A 21,178-nucleotide genomic window follows, 5' to 3' on the forward strand; every position below is an offset into this window, starting at 1 on the left:
AATAGAAAATGCAAGATCCTCAGCTATTTCATAAGCTTTGTATCTTGCATTTTCGGTATGTTATATTCTATTATTCTGGGTTGATTATTTCTTTAATGAAATAGCTTTCTTACTATGCTCTACTATGGCTTCTACTGTTAATCCATACGCTTTTAATAGTTCGTTTGGCTTACCACTTTCACCAAAAGTATCTTTTATCCCAACTTTTAATACTGGTACTGGACATTCTTCTGTTAAAACTTCAGCGACTGCTGAACCTAAACCACCAATTATACTATGTTCTTCTGCTGTAACTATTGCTCCTGTTTCTCTCGCTGCAGTAGCTAATAGTTCTTTATCAATTGGTTTTATTGTATGTATATTTATTATTCTAGCATCAATTCCATCTTTAGCCAACTCTTTTTTAGCTTCTAACGCTAATTCAACCATTAGTCCTGTTGCAACTATAGTAACATCGTTACCTTGTGCTAATGTCACACCTTTTCCAATTTCAAACTTATAATTATCTATGTTATTTACAGTACTAACAGCTAACCTTCCTAATCTAACATAGCAAGGTCCATTGTATTCTGCTATGGCTAATATTGCTGCTTCAGTTTCTATATCATCTGCCGGATTAATTACAGTCATATTGGGAATACTTCTCATTAGAGATATATCTTCGATAGATTGATGAGTCGCTCCATCTTCTCCAACTGTTAATCCTGCATGGGTTGCACAAATTTTAACATTCAACTTTGGATAACATATAGAATTTCTTATCTGTTCAAAAGCTCTTCCCGCTGCAAACATTGCGAAAGTACTAGCAAACGGAATTTTCCCACAAGTTGAAAGCCCTGCTGCAACTCCCATCATGTTTGATTCTGCTATTCCCATATTTATAAATCTTTCTGGTGAAACAGCTTTAAAATCAGCTGTTTTAGTTGATTTTGATAAATCAGCATCTAGTACTACAACATCTTTATTTAAATTTGAAAGTTTTACTAACGCTTTACCATAAGCTTCTCTAGTTGCTACTTTATTTCCCATTAGTTTTCCCCTCCAATTTCCTTTAATGCTTGCTCACATTGTTCTTTATTTGGAGCAGTTCCATGCCATCCTGCTTGATTTTCCATAAATGAAACACCCTTACCTTTTACTGTGTTGCATATAATTGCAGTTGGTTTTCCTTTAACTTCCTTTGCTTTTGCGATAGCATTTATGATTTCATCATAATCATGACCATTTATAGTCAAAACGTTCCATCCAAAAGCTTCAAATTTTTTATCTATAGGACCAGGATTCATAACATCTTCTATGTTTCCATCTATTTGTAGTCCATTATTATCTATAAATGCAGTTAAATTATCTAATTTGTAATGAGCTGCAGACATTGATGCTTCCCAAACTTGGCCTTCTTCAAGCTCTCCGTCTCCTAAAATTGCGTATACTCTATAATCCTTCTTATCAAGCTTTCCTGCTAATGCCATTCCAACTGCCGCAGAAATTCCTTGCCCTAGCGAGCCCGTAGACATATCAATTCCTGGTAAATCATTCATATTAGGATGTCCTTGTAATCTTGAACCTGTTTTTCTTAGGCTCTTTAACTCTTCTACTTCAAAATATCCCTTTCTAGCTAAAGCACTATATAACGCTGGTGCCGCATGGCCTTTTGATAAAACAAATCTGTCTCTATTTGGATCTTTTGCGTTAGATACATCTATGTTCATTTCTTTAAAGAATAATACAGACATAATATCAGCTATTGACAAAGAACCTCCTGGATGACCTGATGATGATTCTGTAAGCATAGAAACTATATCTTTTCTCATTAACTTTGAGATTTCTTCAAGTTTGTATTCATTATTCATTATACAACCCCCTATTATTAATTTACTCATTTATATTATGTTTTATTTTAACATATTTATTCTAGCATACAAAATATATTTTGTATACCTCATTCATTAATGTGATATACTTTTAAGCATATTCATATAATATAGAGTATTCTCACGCACAAAAAGAGTAGTACAAATAAAAAAATCATCTATACCACTCCTAATATTAATAGATATAAAACCCTTTTGTTTTCTCTTTAGCTTAAATTCAAGCTAACCGCTAATGCTTTATCAACCTTTTTCATGTCTGCTTCAGTCATATGTCCAATTTTTTCTTTAAGTCTTCTCTTATCTAATGTTCTTATCTGTTCCAATAAGACAACAGAATCTCTATTTAATCCATACTCTTCTGATGAAATTTCAACATGAATAGGAAGCTTAGCCTTATTTATTTGAGATGTTATTGCAGCTACAATAACAGTAGGACTATATCTATTTCCAATATCATTTTGTATTATAATAACAGGTCTTATCCCACCCTGTTCGGATCCTATAACTGGACTTAAATCCGCATAGAAAATTTCCCCTCTTTTTACCACAATGTTTGCCATTCTAAATAATCACACTCCGCAAATCCATGCCTCATACTCATTAACATCATCTAACATATATTCAAAACCTAATTTAGAATATTCCAAGTTTATTTCAGCCATTTCTTGATAACCATTTTTCATTAGTTTTTCAAAATCAGCTGAAAATCCCTCGTTAATATATTGTATTAACGATTTCTCCATAATTCCACTATTTTTTTTAATTTTATTATTCCCTGAGTTAACTATTTTTTTATTTTTCATGTTATTTAGATTAATTATTGACATCTTTTCGCCTCCATAGCAGTAAAAAGTTCTTATAACTATGATTATATTGCAAATTATGTCAATTTGTCAAAGGATTTGTATTACTTCTTTACCATTCTCTAGATAATTCTTATTAAATGTTTTCTCTACAAAATTTCTAATATGTACTTTAATTTATATTTAGATTTAGTATATCGTTTTTTAATATTAATGTTGGCTTGATTTCTAATTAATAAATTTATTCAAATCAAAATAAATCATCACTTAATGTTTTTTCTTTTTTAAAATCACTATACTTTACTATTACTCTCTCTTTATTATCATCATCTAAAATCTTTAATAATACTGGAACCTTCTTATCCTTATCTACATAGAATTCAGCTTTATTTAAATGCTTATTCTTGCTGTTAAATTCTATATCTATTTGTAAATATACTCCTGGTCCCCAATCTGCTTTAACCTCTTTTATTTCATCAGCTTGCTTATTAGATAGTATATTTTCTATGAATGCCAAAGGATAAATTACGTCTATATCCTTATCAAGTGTATATCCCGCTTTATCTTCGTCACCCTCAACTTTTATCTCTGAACCGTTATAAACCTTAACTCTGTTATAGTCATTTCCGAATTCTATTCTTGACCCCTTATCAAAACTATAGTATTGCATTGTATTTTCCTCGAATTCAGACTTAGAATTCTTAAACAGATAATCAACTTTACTACTATAATACTTTGTGTCTTTCAGTTCACTAATTATATCTTCATTTGAAGGGGTAATTACGTCTCTACATAAAATAACTAACAAAATCATAAGTATTGGAATAAGCACCAAAATACCTATAATTATTTTTTTATTGAACAATACTTTTCTAAAATCCATAAGGCCTCCTAAGATTTATTACTACATATTACTATTTATGAAAATCTTAGTGACTTTATTCTTAATTAATCAATAATACTGTTAATTTCTTTAGGTAATTCGGTTATAATATCTCTTGCATTTACTATGTAAACTTGTTTGCTTAATTTATCAGCTATATTCCCATGAATATATGCACTTAAAAGAGCAGCCTGATTTATGCTAGCTCCTTGTGACAGAAATGCATTTACTATTCCGGTCAATGCATCTCCCATGCCTCCTGATGCCATCTTACTGTTGCCAGTAGGATTTATATAAACTTCTTTTCCGTTCGAAATCACGGTATTATACCCTTTTAATAAAACAATTATTCCATACTGCATAGCAACTGATTTTGCTATGCTGACTCTATTAGCCTCCACATCTTCAATACTCATTCCTAGAAACCGTGCCATTTCACCTGGATGTGGAGTAATAATTGCCCTACCCTTTAAATTATTTAGCAAGTACTTATTTTCCCCTATAATAGATATCCCGTCCGCATCAATCACAATAGGACATTTACTGTTACTTATTATCTTTTCCAACAAGCTTTTTTCTCTTTCTCCAACCCCAATTCCAGGACCAAAGGCAATAGAACTTGCTCTTTTTATAAGTTCTATAAAGTTATCATTATCTTCATAGTCTAATGTCATAGCTTCTGTTAATCTGCTTGATAGTATCTTTTGCACCTCACTGCTGCATGCTAGTGTAGTCAATCCCGCACCCGCTCTAACCGTACATTCCGTAGTTATAAAGGCGGCTCCAGTAAATCCGATTCTTCCAGCTACAACTACTGCTCTACCGTAATCTCCCTTATGACCATAAACCTGCCTTTTTAAAAGCATCTTATTATATTCCTTTTTTTCTAGCATATAAAAATTATTAGAGTTTTTCTTTTTTATATACTCTGGAATACCTATTTTTAATATTTTAATTTTTCCGACACAATCAATAGCTTTATAATCTAAAAAGCCCTGTTTGATGAACTCAAATGTATAAGTTATATTAGCATGAACCGCGATTCCTCTCTCAATACCTAAGTCACAGTCTAAACCCGATGGCGTATCAATCGCCACCACAAATTTTGCATATAAATTTATACATTCTATAATACTTTTAAACATTCCCACTAAATCTTTGTTAAGGCCGACACCAAAAATCCCATCTATTAATAGGTCATAGTCTTTAATATCACGTATTACGTTTTCATCTATATCGTTCTCTGACTTTATAAATAATATGTCACTCTTTTCAATTATTTTTTCTAATATCCCAAAGTTAATTTTAAAATCTTGACTGTAATTTTCGTCTTTACTTAGAATATAAACCCTTACCTTTTTCCCCTCTAATATCAAATGTCTAGCTAATGCAAGGGCGTCCCCCCCATTATTACCTTTTCCACATAATATTAAAAACGATTCACTTTTATCTGAAATCTCCCCAAATAAACTTATCGCAGCATTTTCCATCAATACGATACTAGGAATTCCAATATAATCAATGCATTCTCTATCAATTTCTCTACATTGTTTAGCCGAAAAAATTTCTAACATTATATTGCCTCCATAACTGCATAAGCTATAGCATTTTCATTACTATGTGAAATACTAACATGCATATTAAATTCTTTTATCTCCAATAGGTTATATATTTTATCACTTAAATTCACTATTGGCTTTCCCAACTCATTTCTCAATATTTCAATATCTTTTAATCCAAATCCTCTAAATCCAGTTCCTATTGCTTTACTAATCGCTTCCTTAGCAGCAAAATTTCCTGCTACTACATTCCCCTTAAATCCTTTTAATTTGAAATATGCAATCTCATTACAAGTAAATGATCTTTCAATAAAAGTATTTGTTCTTTGTATCGCACGCTCTATTCTACTTATCTCTATTATATCTGTTCCAATTCCAATAATCATGATTTATCGCCTTTCTTAGTAATCTCTTACCATATACTAGCGTAAATATTTAATTATTTCTATACCTTAATATTAATTTATAACTTTCTCTCCCATACCAATATCAAACTCATAAGCATGCTCATCCACATACGTCCCTATAATATCAATTAAGTGAAGTGGTGATACCTGATTATTAAACAATTTCATAAGTAATTGTTTTACTTTGTATCTATGAATTGATATTATATCTATCTTTTCTCTCTCTAAATTTACATTTTTTAAACCAATATAATCTTTTCTTTCAACTTCAATTCCATATGCAGTTATCCCCTTATAATCCTTTTTTATAAGCCTATATGCATATCTATACTCTACATCAGCATCACTATTAATTGATGTATATTCCTCAACCAAATTCATAACCCTTTCAACTCCCTCAAGATAGTAATTCCTTGTTTACAAACCTATAGTATCACATAATGTATCAATAAATTGTCAAAGCATGTCCTCTTTTTCAAGATTTATATTTTTTTTATTGACAATAAAACTTCTTCCTTTATTTTTTACAACATATACATTCTTTAAATTTTCATATAAAAAAAGTCTTTTGTCGAAATCAGACGAATAATGCACTGTATATATTTTTTAAAAACTCAATATGGTTTTTATTTACAATTAAAATCTTATTAATTATCATAAAGAAATAAAAAAAGAGCCAATAGCTCTTTTTTTACCTCATAATCTCTTTTTTTGTTTCACCATAATTGAAAAATATATAATAGATATCGTTTACAATATTATTATAACACATATTCACATAAATACAACACTTTTTCTACAAATATTTTTCATTTATTGTTACAATATAAAAAACATTTTTTTCATTTCTATATAAATACTACTTATCTTACTTTAATGACTTTAGTATTCATTTTTAGTTCTATTAAATTAAACTAATATCATCAGCGTTTTTTATAATCAAGCATTTTATTAAAAGAATATTTATTTTAAGTATACTTTTATTTGTAAGTAAAAATATACTTTTTATGTTATCACAAAGGTTATCTAAACGCATTGATAATATCTAACAATTAGATAACCTCTTCTATAAATAAGTATATTTATAGTTATATACTTATCTATCCATATAGCTTATATTATTAAAATCAACTAGGCTAATATTTTTACAACGCCTCAGTTTGACTTTTCTTATTCTCAAGAAATTTAAAATCTTCTGCTATAACCTCTGCTATATACTTTCTATTTCCCTCCTTATCCTCATAACTACCAGTTCTTAATCTACCGCTTAAAGTAATAAGGCTTCCCTTTTTCATATATTTTACTATAACTTCAGCTTTTTTTCCCCAAACTTTTATAGGTATAAAATCTGCTTCTCTAATTCCATCAGGTAATCTAAAATTTCGTTGCACAGCAATTGTAAACTTGGTATAAATTTTTTCTCCATTTTCAGTGTGCCTAAGTTCAGGGTCTTTAACTAATCTTCCTAATAATATTATCTTATTCATCTTTTACCTCCTGAATATTTTTCTTCTAAAGTTATACCCACTTCGGTAATTTCTATTCAATAAAAAATTAAACTTTATAATAAAATTTAATATCATTGTCTACCTGTTTCTAATCATTCGATTTCTACCTCTTAACTCAGATGTAACAAAATTTATCTCTACTCCTAAGATGAATATTATTGATATTAAAAATAACCATGTCATAAGTATAAATACTGCACCAAGACTTCCATAAAACCTAGAATAATTATTAAAATTATCGATATAAAATGAAAAAACAAAGGACACTAACACCCAGCCCACTGTGCTAAATATAGACCCTGCGATTACCTCTTTCCATACCAACTTTTTAGCAGGAGCAAATTTATAAACGCAAATAAATATAGATATCATTATCGCTAATATAAAAGTATATCTGAATATATTCCAAATAATCAATATTATTTCATAAAATGGATTGATACTTTTAATATAATCGCCTATTACATTTCCAAATACTAACGCTGTTAAAGCTAGAATTATAGTTACAGCTAATGCTAATATTCCTAACATAGAAATAATTGAAAGTTTAATAAATGACCTTTCTTCTTTAAAGTTGTACGCCTTATTTATGCTTTTTATTATGGCCTTAAATGCAGATGACGCTGTCCATAGCGTTAACAATATAGATATTCCTAACAATCCAGTATATTGATTGTCAAATATCTCTATAACAGTTGACTGAGTTAATTCCAATACACTCCTAGGAAGCATAACATTTAATTGTCCCAGTATTTGTTTAGAGCTTATGCTGCTAAATCCAGCCAAAGTCATCAAAAATAACATAAATGGGAAAAATGATAATATTAAATAATATGCTAACTGAGATGCTAGTGCAAACACATCGTCCCTCTTAATTTTTACTATAAGATGTATAATTAAATTAACTTTGCTACTTAATTTTATATATTTCATTTAATCACCAATTTCTATTTATATTAATTAAAAATCTATTTATTTTATGCAGTACTTATTTTATTCGCTTTTCACAAATTATATGTACCATTAATAAATGTAAATAAAAGAGCACCTCCATAAAATTATGGAGGCGCTCTTTTTATAAACAGTATATTCTAACTAATAGTAACTCATTAGAATCAATATACCATTCTTACATAGAATCAGCTTATATACACCGTGAAAAACTTATAATTTATAAATCTTCTCTCTATTATTAACAACATTTTTGGTTGCATTTCTAGTATCATAAACAACTTTAGCTCTAGACACAATTGATTCGTAATCGTAACAACTATGATTTGTAGTTATAATTACTATATCAGACTCGTTTATAACCTCTTTCCAATCAACAGAATTATAAACCTTACCCTTATATTTAGAAATTGGACAATACGGATCATTTACCATTAAGTCAGCACCATTCTTTTCTAATAGTTCTATTACCTTGAATGCTGGAGATTCTCTATAATCATCGATATCATTCTTATATGCAACTCCTAATAAAAGAACTTTCGCACCATTTAATGCCTTTTTATTCTTGTTCAAAATCTTCATTACATTATCTAATACAAATTCAGGCATAGAATCATTTATTTCTCCTGAAGTTTCTATTAATCTTGTATGATAATCATATTCTTTTGCTTTCCACTCTAAGTAAAATGGATCAAGAGGAATACAATGTCCACCTAAGCCTGGACCTGGATAAAATGGCATAAATCCATATGGCTTGGTCTTAGCTGCATCTATAACTTCCCATACATCTATTCCCATTCTATTACATAAAATAGCCATTTCATTAGCTAATCCAATATTTATATTTCTAAATGTATTTTCCAATATTTTTTCCATTTCAGCTACGGCTGGAGATGATACAGTATGGATATCTCCCTCTAATATGTTTCTATATAATGCTGCTGCAACTTCTGTGCAATCAGGTGTACAACCGCCAACAACTTTAGGAGTATTTTTAGTATTAAAGTCCTTATTACCTGGATCAACTCTTTCTGGTGAAAAGGCTAAGAAAAAGTCTTCTCCACATTTAAGTCCACTTTCTTCTAGTATTGGCTTAAGAACTTCTTCTGTTGTTCCTGGATATGTAGTACTTTCAAGAATAACAAGCATACCTTTATGTAGATATTGTGCAACACTTTTTGTTGACTCTACAACATATGATAAATCTGGTTGCTTATATAAATCTAATGGAGTAGGCACGCAAATACAAATAGTGTCTACATCTTTAACAAAACTAAAGTCAGTAGTAGCTCTTAAAGTATTTTCTTCTACTATCTTCTTTAAATTTTCATCCACTACATCCCCAATATAGTTCTTTCCTTCATTAACCATATTTACCTTTTGATCTTGAACATCAAATCCAATAGTTTGATAACCAGCATTAGCCTTTTCCACAGCTAATGGTAATCCAACATATCCAAGACCAACCACACCAACTTTTGCAGTTTTATTATTTATTTTATCTAATAATTGTTGTTTTAATAATGACATCTTATACCTCCTGTAATTTACGGCCTAAAATTTTATCCACAGAACATAATTTACTAAAAAGTTTTATTAACAAATTATACAATGAAATGTTAATAAATAAAAATCTGTTTTTCTAATCTATACATTCTACTTTTTCTTTATCTTTGCTATACTTTTTCCCACAAGCTTTACAAGTTGCATGCTCATCTTTAAAGTTTAATTTTTCTCCACATTCACATACATATCCTATTATACTTGCCGGATTGCCCACTACTAAGGCATAATCAGGTATGTGTTTAGTAACTACTGCTCCAGCACCTACTAATGCATATTTCCCTATATTATGACCGCATACAATTGTTACATTAGCACCTATAGAAGCCCCTTTTCCAATTATAGTTTCTTTATACTCGCTTTTTCTTTCAATAAAGCTTCTTGGATTTACTACATTAGTAAACACACAAGACGGTCCTAAGAATACATAATCTTCGCAAATAACTCCTGTATATACAGACACATTATTTTGTATCTTTACCCCATCTCCAATTTTTACACCAGGCGATATTACAACGTTTTGACCTATATTACACTTTTCTCCAATTACAGAATTACTCATTATATGAGAGAAGTGCCAAATCTTCGTTCCGTCACCTATCACTACGTCGTTATCAATGTAACTTGATTCATGTACAAAATAATTCTTATCCATAATTAATCCTCGCACTTATCAATATTTTCCTTAAGTAAACTTCAAGTTCAAAATATATAGGAATTTGCATATTACAATATTAATATTATGCCTTTATATTTTCAACTATATAATTTATTTCGTTTTCTGTTAATTCTGGATAAACTGGTATTGCAAATGTTCTATGTGATAAATATTCTGCAACCGGCATATCCCCTTCTTTATATCCTAGATCTTTATATACTTTTTGTAAATGTAGTGGGACTGGATAATAAACTCCAGTTGCTATGCCATTTTCTTTAAGTTTATTTATCATATCTTCTCTATTTTCGCATTGTAACACATATTGATGATATATAGTTTCATTTTCTTCATCAACAGTAGGTACAACTACATTAGAATCTTTTAATTTTTCATTATATATTTTTGCTACTTCTCTTCTTCTACTATTCCAATCATCTAAATGTGGTAATTTTACTCTTAGAATTGCTGCTTGAATAGCATCTAACCTAGAGTTGAACCCGATTAAATAATTATAGTATTTTAAAGCATTATATACAGTATCGTCACCATCTTTAGACGTCTCTATCTCATCATTTATATTATTTAGCAAATTATAAGCTTTTTGTCCAGTTTCTCCACTTCCATGTGTTCTTAAAGCTTTTGCTATTGTTGCTATATTATCATCATTTGTCACTATCATGCCGCCATCGCCAGCACACGAAAGATTCTTAGTTGGGAAGAATGAGAAACATGCTGCATCACCTAAAGTTCCCGCCATCTTTCCTTTATATTTAGAACCTGATGCTTGAGCAGCATCCTCTACGATCTTTAAATTGTGCTTCTTAGCTATTTCATTTATTTCATCCATCTTAGCACATTGTCCAAATATATGAACTGGTATAATAGCCTTTGTTTTATTTGTAATTTTTTCTTCTATTTTAGTTGGATCTATATTAAATGTTTCTTTTTCAACATCAACAAAAACAGGCGTTGCACCTACTGCTGAAATAGCTTCAGCTGAAGCAAAATAAGTAAATGTCGAAGTTATTACTTCATCTCCATTCCCTATTCCTAAAGATTTTAATGCAATAACCAATGCATCAGTTCCATTCGCCACTGATATCGCATGTTTAACTCCTATATATTCTGCAAATTCTCTCTCAAATTCAATTACATTCTTGCCCATAATATAATTCGCAGAAGAAAGCACTTCTTTAGTTACTCTATCTAAATCTTCAGCAATAGACTTATATTGAGCTTTTAAATCAATTAATGGAATATTCATTATCCTCGCTCCTTAATTCTACTTTAATATGTTATTAATCATCACCAATATATCTCCGATTCAAACTTCTGACTGACGATATCAATAACTAAATATTTTTTAAATTGTAGTGTAAATACTAAAATTATATGTAGATATACTATTTCATAAAACTACCATGAATATTTTAACATACTTATTTTTAATTCACAATGCACAATACAATCTAGTAGCTTATTTCATAAAACTATAGGTAATTTAATATTTATTTATAGGATACCACTCATTTGGTAAAAGAACACTATATTTATTATTTATATATCTATCATCAATAAGCAGAACTCTTCCTTTGTCCGTCTCAGTTCTTATAACTCTTCCTACAGCCTGCTGAATTTTATTTATTCCTGGAAATACATACGCATAGTCATAACCATCTTCTTTATAAAAATCCTTTATAACTTCATTTGTCATATCTACCATAGGATATCCTACTCCAATTATTATGCTTCCAATTAACTGATCACCAGGCAAATCTATTCCTTCTGAAAACATCCCTCCAAGCACACAAAACATTAATAAATTATTGCTATTCTTAAATCTTCTTAAAAATTCACTTTTTTCTTCCTCCGTCATATTAGGTTTCTGTTTCATAAGATTAAATTCTTCTAGCTTCGACTCCTCCATATGGCTATATAACTCTTCCATATATGCATATGATGGTGAAAAAATCATGTAGTTTCCAATTTGCTGCTTTATAAAGCCACAAATTTTATCTTTCACTGATGATAAGGTCCTTTTTCTATATGAATATCTAATATTAATAGGACTAATATGAACTTTTAAGTTTTCTTTATTGAAAGGAGATGGAAGCTTTAACCTATATGTATTATCATCTCCGCCCAGCATATTTACATAGTATTTTATTGGTGATATAGTTGCAGAAAAAAATATTACCGAGTAGCATTTTCCTAAGTATTCTCTTAAATTCTTAGCTGGATTTACACAATATAAAGTCAACTTGATTTCTTGAGAATCCTTTTCTATACAAGTCCTATAATTTTCATCATAGAGCTGTGTCGTAGAAGTAAAAGCATTTATATCAAAATATAATTTCAATATATCTTCATAACCATCAAATCTATTTCCTCTTACTAGCACTTCTTCACTTTCTTTTAAGTATAACTGCAAATACTTACTCAATTCCTTAGGATGTTCCTCTTCATAAAATGATTTCACTTCTCTATGGTCGCATTCATTTCTTAAATCAATGAAATAATCATTAATCTTTCCCAATAAGGAATGTAGTTTATTTAGTTTACCCTTAGTTATCTTTTTGCAATTTAGAATTTGACTTTTATATAAGGATGCGGAATACATATTTCTTGACCTATCAATTAAATTATGTGCTTCATCCACCAAAACTATATTTCCTTTGCTTTCTAGAACTCTACTCAAAGATACTCTTGGATCAAAGATGTAATTATAATCACCTATAATTCCATCACAATAAGTACTTATATCTAAAGATAGCTCAAATGGGCATACTTGATATTTTTCGGCATATTCCTTCAATATTTCCGTGGAAATTCTTTCTTCCCTTTCGATAACATTTGTAATTACTTTTTTTACTTTACCATAATAGTCTTTGGCATATATGCACTTCTCTGGATTGCAATCAAAATCATCATTAATACATGTTTTCTCTTTTGCCGTAATTGTGATAGTCCTAAATTTCAATCCTTCTTGACGCAATCTTTCAAAAGTTTCTTCTGCAACTTCCCTATTTATCGTCTTTGCCGTCAAATATATAATTTTTTCTCCAATTCCTTCGCTTATAGCCTTTACAGCTGGGAATATGGTTGATATAGTTTTTCCTATGCCTGTCGGTGCCTGAACAAATAATATTTCCCCCTCTTTTATAGTTTGATATGAAACATTAATAAGTTTCCTTTGACCTTCTCTGTATTTTTCAAAAGGAAAATTTAGTACTTTTATAGTTTCATCTCTAATGTTTTTCCATTTAAATATTAAAACACTAAATCTCTCATATTCTCTTAATAAATCAGATATAAATTCTTCTAATTCTCCTATAGTAAATCTTTTTTCAAAACTCTTAACCTCATTCGTTTCTAACTGCATGTAGGATAATCGCACATAAATTTCTTCAAGATTATTTTGATTTCCATAAATAAAAGCATACACCTTTGCCTGAGCCCAATGTACCTCATTCAAATCATCAATGTATGCAAAATTCTTATAAGTTGATTTTATTTCTTCAATTATAACTTTATCTCTTTCCGTTATAATTCCATCTGCTCTTCCTTCAATATAGATCAAGCTTTTATTCGTCTCAAACTCATGAGTTAAATATACTTCCTTTTCATAGTTCTCATAAATCCTTCCGTTATCTTCCTGAAGCTTTTGATGTGCTCTTACTCCCTCTACTGCCCTAGCACTTCCAGAAAACCTATTATCTATATCACCTTTTTTCAAGCAAAATTCTACTAAATTTCTCACAGACTCTCGTATAAGAATTTTATCCATAAATTAATTCCTCACTATAGTTAAAATCACATTTTCCATATTAAATCATAAACATAGTCATAAAACACTTACTTAATTAGCCTAACAAAATTCAAGTTCTAATTAAGTAAGTGTTTTTTAGTTTATTGCTATTGTAAATATTTTATCTCATATAATTTATTCTTCTTCATACTCTTTAACTATTTTTTGAACTAACTTTTTAATAACACTTGCTTCTGCTATTAAAGAAAGAACTAATAGGAAAATTTTAATTCTTTCCTTATCATTATCTTTCAATTCAAAATTCTTTATTATCTCTTCTAATTTATCATCATTTGATATAAACGTATCTAAATAGTTATCTAAACTTTCCTTTTGTATTTGTGTGAAAGTTTTATATGTCTCTTCCCATGACAGTATATCATCGCTTCTGTCATTGATTTCATTAAATGCAAGCCGAAAAACTTTCTTTATTTCTTCCGTCGTTAATAAGGGCCTCATATGGCTAAGCAGTACTAATTGTACTAAATGCATTTTTGTATATCCTCTTTTTTTGCCATCTTCCGGCTTAGTTATAACTTCGCTTTTAGTATAATTTTGAACTATATTGTTAGTAAACTTCTCATCAACAAACTTATCGTTTAAATAATCGATTACTTGGGATAAAAACAAATCATATTTAGGAATATCTTCATATGAAACGGAAGTACTTTTAGACATTTCTTTAGCCAATTCTTTTATATAATCTGAATCAAATTTTCCTGCCATTATCATGCACCTATTCTTTCTCAATCTATATTATATATTATATAGTAATCATGAACTTGTTACAAGTTATTATAAACATTGTAATATAAAAATTTTTCTACTAGTTTATACTCTTAGTATAATAATAGTATTATACGACATATCTAATTTTTTTTAAATATAGTATTGATAAAAAATATCTAATTTATGTAATCAATCGACATTATTATTTATAGTATTTGCATTTCTACAAAAAAAGCGGACATATGCCTTATATTACTTTATTTGTAAATTCACTATTATATAATCATGAATATAATTCATATACATTTCTCTAACCATTGGTACATCTAGATTCCTCAAATTTATTAATTTGGATTAATATGATAATTTTACAAATAAACCCTCTTGACTTTTCTAAAATATGGTAGTATATTTTATATAAGATGTTTATTAAAGTTGAAATTTGTAATTTCTTATAAATATTTAAAAATATACATTGACTTTATATTACATACTTGGTAATATATCATAGTAGAATGTCGAATCATGGAATTAGGAGGAATTTTTTATGAAATCAACAGGTGTAGTTAGAAGAGTAGATGAATTAGGAAGAATAGTTATTCCTATAGAACTTAGAAGAACATTAGATATTGCTGAAAAAGATGCATTAGAAATTTATGTAGACGGAGAGCAAATAATCTTAAAGAAATACGAACCAGCTTGTATCTTCTGTGGAGATGCAAGAGACGTAATTAACTATAAAGGCAAGAATATCTGTACTAAATGTTTAGACGAAATTAAAACAAACAGATAGTATTTGATATATTCTAATTTCCTATTATATAATTAATTATATAATCAATAAATAATAGACTATCTCAAGAGTTAATTTGAGATAGTCTATTTTCTTAACTTAATTATATATTAGTTGAGAATTTATATACTTCACTTTTAGGTAATTCTCTTTCCTTGGCTACAAGCTTTATTGCCTCTTTCTTACTCGCACCACCATTAATATATTTAACTATATGCTCTTCAATAGATAAATGAATCCACTCTTCCCTTTGCTCTTCCTTTATCTCTTCAAGTCTTTTTCCTTCTAGAACAAGAACAAATTCTCCTCTTGGTTTATTCTCCTGAAAATACTGAATTACTTCTTTTAAAGTTCCCCTGTGTATTTGTTGATAAATCTTAGTTAATTCTCTGCATGCTGCAATCTTTCTATCTCCAAATGTATCTAATAAGAATTCAAGCGTATCTATCAGCCTATGCGGTGCTTCGTAAAAGATAATAGTTTCCTGACTTTGTAATAGTTCATTTGTCACTATTTTACGTTCTTTATTTTCTCTTGGCAAAAAACCTCTAAATAAAAATTTAGTTGTGTCTAATCCAGAATAAACTAATGCCGTAGTTATAGCTGTCGCTCCTGGAAGTACTTCGAAATTTATCTCTTTTTCTATGCAACGTCCAACAATAACACTTCCCGGATCTGATATTCCTGGCGTTCCAGCATCTGAAACTAAAGCAACATTATTACCTTCCATTAGTAAATCTATAATTTTATCACTTTTTATTTGCTCATTAAATTTGTGATAACTTATCAGTGGTTTTTTTATCTCAAAATGATTTAATAATTTCAACGTTTGTCTTGTATCTTCAGCCGCTATAATATCAACATCTCTTAAAGTTTCTAGAGCCCTCAATGTTATATCTTTTAAGTTTCCAATAGGAGTTGGCACTAAATACAACTTTCCATTTTTCATATCATGACCTCCAATATATTGAATCTATTTCTTTAGTATATTTTCCATCTTCATCATAGACATATAATGGCGTTTCCCACTTCAAATAGGCTCCCCCATCTCTTTGCCCTTCAATCAATACAATATTAGGAGCTTTTCCTACCTTAGGATGAATCATTTTTACTCTTTTAGGTTCTATTTTATATTTTCTCATTAAAATAAAAATATCCGCTAATCTTTCAGGTCTATGTATCATAAAGAGTCTTCCATTATCCTTTAATAAAATTCTTGCTGCTGAAATCACATCTTCTAAATTACATAATATTTCATGCCTAGCTATAGCAAGCTTATCATTTGGATTTATAATTCCTGAATTGTTTAGTTTATAAGGTGGATTTACTGTCACTGCATCAAACTTATCAAGTGTCTTTAGATAATCTATATTTTTTAAATCTTCATTTATAAAACATACATTTCCTTCAAGCTCATTTAATTTTACACTCCTTTTAGCCATATCTACCATATCTTCTTGAATTTCTAATCCATATACACACTCAGGCTTATATTTGCCATATATCAAAAATGGAATTATCCCAGTTCCTGTACATAAATCCATCACCTTATGTTTATTTTTTATATAAGCAAAATCAGATAATAAAACAGCATCTATACCAAATTTAAATCCCTCCTTCTTTTGAATTAAATTTAATCCCTTAAGTTGCAAATCATCTACTGTCTCATCATCTCTCACATATTGCAATTTATTATTCATATTATTCTTCCTTTACTTAACTTTACAATATTCTACTTTAAAATATCTAATATCAATATTTGTATATACCTAATCTCTAAAGTATATATTCCACATTATATCATACAAGTAAAATAAAAAAAGTCCTTCTGATCTTTTACAGAAGGACAATAATTTGAAATCAGATATTAACAACTAATTTCTTATGTTAACTACTTAAGAACTCTTCTTGCAGCATAAAAACTATAAACTGGCGCAACTTTAACCACATCACCTGTTTGAGGTGCGTTAATCATTTGGCCATTACCAACATATATCCCAACGTGACCTGGATGAGTAAATACCAAATCTCCAGGTTGAAGCTGATCTTGGCTAACTGGTTGTCCAACTCCAATTTGAGAATAAGTTGTTCTTGTTATATCTACTCCTGCAGCATGCTCATAAACATATTGAGTAAATCCTGAACAGTCAAAACTTGCATCTCCAGTTGCACCCCATACATAAGGCTTTCCTAACTGTGCATATGCCTCATTTAGAATAGATTGAGCATTTCCTGCTGATGGTGCAGCTACTCTTCCGCCTCCGCCTCTACTTGGCGTTGCCACTTTTACTTCAGCTGCTTTTTTATCTGCTACCATTGTTTTAGCCTTTTCAATTTTATCATTTATCTCTGAAGTAACGATCTCACTCTTAATTTGATTATCTCTAATATTTCTTAATTGATTAATTGCTCCTTGAAGATCAGTAGCTGAACTATTAGAGTTACCTATAACATCAAATTGAGATTTTACAAGTTCTCTTTCTAATTGTGATAAGTATTGTGAGTCAAATTTACTTTTTTCATCCTTAGCTTGACTTGATAAAGTTTCTGCTTCTTTTTTCTTTCCATCGAGTTCACTTAAGCTAACTTGTATTTCTTTATTAAGTTTATCTATTTCATCTTTCTTATCTTCTAGGGATTTTATTTTGTTATTTAATTCTTCCTTTTTACTTGTAACATCTTCTATGGCAGATTTGTCTTTTCCTATAATTTTACTAACTGCCTCTGCTCTAGAAAAGAAATCACTTGTTGATTCTGATTCAAGTATAAAATTCAAGTAACCAAATTCTAAATCACCTGACATGTACATAGCTTTAACTCTTTGTCCTAAAGCTAAATCTAATGTATTAATCTCTTTCTTATATTGTTCAATGTCTTTTGTACTACTATCAATAACTTTATTGATAGTTGTTATTTCTTTTTTATTCTTATCTACTGTTAATTGTAGCGGCTCTATCTGCATATTTAAATCATCAATTTTATTCTGAATATCTGTTATCTTGCTTTCAATTTCTGCATATTTCTGTCTTGAATCACTCAACTGTTGATTATCTGGCGTCGCAAACGCTGGTATCGAGCTACCTACAACGATTACGGTTGCTAACATAATAGCTAGAATTCTACTCCTCATTAAATATCGGTTTTAAACCTTCCCTCCTCCATTAATCTATATTACTACATAATTATAACACCTTGGATAAGAATGAACAATTCATATATATAGCGAGAATTTAGTTTATCCTACTATTATCTAAATATCGTCCGTATTCCCCACTTTTTCTAGCTTATTCTTTGTGATTCTTATTATAGCTTATATATAAAAATTTTCATCAATAAACTTAACTTAACAATTCCAGCCTCCCTCATCACAAAATTATTTATTCTAATGACTATAATTAACTTTTTTCTGTATTAATTACATCTTCTAAAGTCCTTGACATAAGATTTACTTGAATATATAATTAATGTATAACGGGGTGTGGCGCAGATGGGAGCGCGCGTGGTTTGGGACCATGAGGTCGCAGGTTCAATCCCTGTCACCCCGACCAAATATATTATTAGACTAGTATAACTTAAGGATTGATCCTTAAGTTTTTTTATTTAGTAATTCATTAATTTATTAATCTATAACATATATCGTATTACTAATTCTTCTAATTCTTATTCGTGTCTAATGCTTCAATTATAATATTTATTGACACTAAGGCGCACCAATAAAAGATTAAGTTTGGCACTAAACTATATCAATATCTATTCGTTTATATAAATAACAATTATTTGGAGGTGTAAAATGCTAAGTAATATAAAAGGTGTAATTTTCGATTTAGATGGAACTATTGTAGATTCCATGTGGGTATGGTCTCAGATCGACATAGATTATCTTAAAAAGAAAGGACATGCTGTACCTAATGACTTAAAAAACGATATTGAACACTTAAGTTTTTATCAGACAGCAGTATATTTTAAAAATAGATTTAAAATTGAAGATTCAGTAGATGAAATACTTAGTGATTGGCATCATGCAGCATTTCATCATTACGCTAATAATGTAAAACTCAAATCAGGTGTAAAAACTTTTTTAAGATATTTAAAAGATAATAAAATAAAAATTGCATTAGCGACTAGCAATTCTATCCCACTGCTTGAGGCTTGTTTAAAAAACAATGGGGTTTATGACTATTTTGATTCAATCACTATTACTGATGAAGTCGCAAAAGGAAAAGATTGTCCTGACATATATTTATTAGCAGCAAAAAAGTTAAATATTAAACCTGAATACTGTTTAGTATTTGAGGATATACTCCCTGCTATGAAAAGTGCAAAAAAAGCAAATATGAGGGTGATCGGAATAAAAGATGATTTATGTTTAGAACCTATATCCGAAATTCTTAAGTATTGTGATAAATATATTTTTTCCTTTACCGAGCTTTTATAGATATTAGTTATTATAAATATTTGTTTTATCGCCTACATACGAATAATTAGATTACTAAAAATAATTCAACATTCTACAATGCAAATTTAAGACAAGCTTTTTCTCATGCTGTTAGTATATAAATCTGTAACGTAGGGATATCTGAATACATTTTTATAACATAAAATCATATTTGAATATTGTATTATATTTTAAAATAATAACATATGAACTTTAAAATAAAAAAATAAAGGTAATGTATCCATCATTACCTTTATTTTTGAAACTATATTGCTATTAAATAGAAATTTTTATTTTCTTTCAACTCCGTATTTAGCTTCTAATTCCTTCAATATTTGATCATATTTTTTATGTTGATTTTCTTTAATTAAATTATCTAATACACTGTCTTTAACTTCTTCAAAACTTTTGATTGAGGCTTCATTTTTTGCATCTACTAAAACTAAATGATACCCAAATTGAGTTTTAACCGGTTCAGTAACCTTTCCTATTTCTGATGTAAAAGCAGCTTCTTCAAATTCTGGAACCATCATACCTTTTGAGAATTCACCTAAATTTCCACCTTGTTGATTAGATGGGCATGTTGAATATTTCATTGCAGCATCTCCGAATGAAATATTGCCGCTTAAGATTTCTTCTCTTGCCTTATTTGCTTCCTCTTCAGTTTCTACTAGAATATGTCTAGCTGAAACTGTTGCAGGCTGACCAAAAGCTTCTTTATTATCTTCATAGTATTTCTTTACTTCTTCATCTGTTATTGTTACATCACTCAATACTTTATTTATTGCCATTGAAGTTATAACTTCCTTTGATATATTTTCCATGGCGTCTTTGTATTCTTGAGTCTTATCTAATTGTATTTCTTTTCCAAACTTATTCATTAATTCAAATGAAATCAATTGTTCTACCAATTGTTTCTTCTTTTCTTCGCTTTGTAAAGCTCCTCTTTGCTCTTGTGGATATCTACTAATTATTGCATTTAAATCTTTTTCTGTTATTTCATATCCTGCTGCAACAGCTAACACTTTATTTTCCATGTGAATTCTCCTTTATAATCATTTTATATTATTTTTAACAGTTTGTTATATACACTTCATTTTAACAGTATCTACTACTTCTAACAATAATATAACTAAATAAATTTTAGATTTTTAATCAAAAATACATAGTATACATAAAACCACCATAAAATGTTATACTAATTTAGGGG

Annotated in this window: 21 protein-coding genes and 1 tRNA gene; 3 read left to right on the top strand and 19 right to left on the bottom strand. The window is 29.2% G+C overall.

Features of this window, described 5'->3' with window-relative positions; all coding sequences use genetic code 11:
* Positions 1-84: 84 nt before the first annotated feature.
* The 15 genes from F3K33_RS24985 to F3K33_RS25055 all read right to left on the bottom strand — a co-directional run bounded on the left by F3K33_RS24985 (position 85) and on the right by F3K33_RS25055 (position 14,737).
* A complete protein-coding gene (locus F3K33_RS24985) occupies positions 85-1,029 on the bottom strand; it encodes a transketolase family protein (RefSeq protein ID WP_012061021.1) in 945 nt (314 codons plus the stop codon).
* Entirely contained in the window at positions 1,029-1,850 is an 822-nt protein-coding gene (locus F3K33_RS24990; protein WP_012061022.1) for a transketolase, read from the bottom strand. The genes F3K33_RS24985 and F3K33_RS24990 overlap by 1 nt, the downstream gene beginning before the upstream one ends.
* A gap of 227 nt (positions 1,851-2,077) precedes the next feature.
* Positions 2,078-2,431, bottom strand: coding sequence for a type II toxin-antitoxin system PemK/MazF family toxin (locus F3K33_RS24995; RefSeq protein ID WP_009172938.1), 354 nt, complete (start codon positions 2,429-2,431; stop codon positions 2,078-2,080).
* A 9-nt stretch (positions 2,432-2,440) separates the two neighbouring features.
* Complete coding sequence (locus F3K33_RS25000; RefSeq protein WP_012061023.1) at positions 2,441-2,698, bottom strand: hypothetical protein; 258 nt, start codon at positions 2,696-2,698, stop codon at positions 2,441-2,443.
* A 226-nt stretch (positions 2,699-2,924) separates the two neighbouring features.
* Positions 2,925-3,557, bottom strand: coding sequence for a germination lipoprotein GerS-related protein (locus F3K33_RS25005; protein ID WP_023975322.1), 633 nt, complete (start codon positions 3,555-3,557; stop codon positions 2,925-2,927).
* A gap of 65 nt (positions 3,558-3,622) precedes the next feature.
* Positions 3,623-5,131, bottom strand: coding sequence for a bifunctional ADP-dependent NAD(P)H-hydrate dehydratase/NAD(P)H-hydrate epimerase (locus F3K33_RS25010; RefSeq protein ID WP_039773078.1), 1,509 nt, complete (start codon positions 5,129-5,131; stop codon positions 3,623-3,625).
* Positions 5,131-5,502 carry a holo-ACP synthase gene (gene acpS, locus F3K33_RS25015; RefSeq protein WP_012061026.1) on the bottom strand — a complete coding sequence of 124 codons (372 nt, stop codon included), beginning with the start codon at positions 5,500-5,502 and terminating at the stop codon, positions 5,131-5,133. Before acpS ends, F3K33_RS25010 begins: the two co-directional genes overlap by 1 nt.
* Positions 5,503-5,574: 72 nt before the next feature.
* Entirely contained in the window at positions 5,575-5,904 is a 330-nt protein-coding gene (locus tag F3K33_RS25020) for a DUF6514 family protein (protein ID WP_017212238.1), read from the bottom strand.
* A 764-nt stretch (positions 5,905-6,668) separates the two neighbouring features.
* Complete coding sequence (locus F3K33_RS25025; RefSeq protein ID WP_012061028.1) at positions 6,669-7,010, bottom strand: single-stranded DNA-binding protein; 342 nt, start codon at positions 7,008-7,010, stop codon at positions 6,669-6,671.
* A 99-nt stretch (positions 7,011-7,109) separates the two neighbouring features.
* Positions 7,110-7,964 carry a YihY/virulence factor BrkB family protein gene (locus F3K33_RS25030; RefSeq protein WP_023975324.1) on the bottom strand — a complete coding sequence of 285 codons (855 nt, stop codon included), beginning with the start codon at positions 7,962-7,964 and terminating at the stop codon, positions 7,110-7,112.
* 231 nt (positions 7,965-8,195) lie between these two features.
* Positions 8,196-9,512: a nucleotide sugar dehydrogenase gene (locus tag F3K33_RS25035; protein WP_039773081.1), complete on the bottom strand. Its 1,317-nt coding sequence runs from the start codon at positions 9,510-9,512 to the stop codon at positions 8,196-8,198.
* A 112-nt stretch (positions 9,513-9,624) separates the two neighbouring features.
* Positions 9,625-10,200, bottom strand: coding sequence for an acyltransferase (locus F3K33_RS25040; protein WP_012061031.1), 576 nt, complete (start codon positions 10,198-10,200; stop codon positions 9,625-9,627).
* A gap of 85 nt (positions 10,201-10,285) precedes the next feature.
* Positions 10,286-11,467 (bottom strand): DegT/DnrJ/EryC1/StrS family aminotransferase, encoded by a 1,182-nt coding sequence (locus F3K33_RS25045; RefSeq protein ID WP_039773083.1) that lies wholly within the window; start codon positions 11,465-11,467, stop codon positions 10,286-10,288.
* 237 nt (positions 11,468-11,704) lie between these two features.
* The gene (locus tag F3K33_RS25050; RefSeq protein ID WP_039773085.1) at positions 11,705-13,990 is read right to left on the bottom strand and encodes an ATP-dependent DNA helicase; all 2,286 of its coding nucleotides are present in this window, start codon (positions 13,988-13,990) and stop codon (positions 11,705-11,707) included.
* A 156-nt stretch (positions 13,991-14,146) separates the two neighbouring features.
* Positions 14,147-14,737 (bottom strand): DUF1836 domain-containing protein, encoded by a 591-nt coding sequence (locus tag F3K33_RS25055; protein WP_017212244.1) that lies wholly within the window; start codon positions 14,735-14,737, stop codon positions 14,147-14,149.
* 550 nt (positions 14,738-15,287) lie between these two features.
* On the opposite strand from F3K33_RS25055, the gene F3K33_RS25060 reads away from it, so the two are divergent.
* On the top strand, positions 15,288-15,533 hold the full coding sequence (locus F3K33_RS25060) for an AbrB/MazE/SpoVT family DNA-binding domain-containing protein (protein ID WP_012061035.1): 246 nt from the start codon (positions 15,288-15,290) through the stop codon (positions 15,531-15,533).
* A 103-nt stretch (positions 15,534-15,636) separates the two neighbouring features.
* On the opposite strand, the gene rsmI is transcribed toward F3K33_RS25060, so the two are convergent.
* The 3 genes from rsmI to F3K33_RS25075 form a co-directional block, all read right to left on the bottom strand.
* Positions 15,637-16,482: a 16S rRNA (cytidine(1402)-2'-O)-methyltransferase gene (rsmI, locus tag F3K33_RS25065; RefSeq protein WP_023975328.1), complete on the bottom strand. Its 846-nt coding sequence runs from the start codon at positions 16,480-16,482 to the stop codon at positions 15,637-15,639.
* A gap of 1 nt (position 16,483) precedes the next feature.
* On the bottom strand, positions 16,484-17,233 hold the full coding sequence (locus tag F3K33_RS25070) for a tRNA1(Val) (adenine(37)-N6)-methyltransferase (RefSeq protein ID WP_023975329.1): 750 nt from the start codon (positions 17,231-17,233) through the stop codon (positions 16,484-16,486).
* Between the two features lie 191 nt (positions 17,234-17,424).
* Positions 17,425-18,663, bottom strand: coding sequence for a C40 family peptidase (locus tag F3K33_RS25075; protein ID WP_039773087.1), 1,239 nt, complete (start codon positions 18,661-18,663; stop codon positions 17,425-17,427).
* Positions 18,664-19,005: 342 nt separating this feature from the next.
* On the opposite strand from F3K33_RS25075, the gene F3K33_RS25080 reads away from it, so the two are divergent.
* Positions 19,006-19,081: transfer RNA gene (locus tag F3K33_RS25080), tRNA-Pro, on the top strand.
* Between the two features lie 242 nt (positions 19,082-19,323).
* On the top strand, positions 19,324-19,968 hold the full coding sequence (locus tag F3K33_RS25085) for an HAD family hydrolase (RefSeq protein ID WP_023975330.1): 645 nt from the start codon (positions 19,324-19,326) through the stop codon (positions 19,966-19,968).
* 290 nt (positions 19,969-20,258) lie between these two features.
* Here F3K33_RS25085 and F3K33_RS25090 read toward each other — a convergent pair whose 3' ends face one another.
* Positions 20,259-21,005, bottom strand: a complete 747-nt coding sequence (locus tag F3K33_RS25090) for a peptidylprolyl isomerase (RefSeq protein WP_039773089.1) — start codon at positions 21,003-21,005, stop codon at positions 20,259-20,261.
* Positions 21,006-21,178 lie beyond the last annotated feature (173 nt).

The organism is Clostridium beijerinckii (genome assembly GCF_008705175.1).
Classification (GTDB): domain Bacteria; phylum Bacillota; class Clostridia; order Clostridiales; family Clostridiaceae; genus Clostridium; species Clostridium beijerinckii.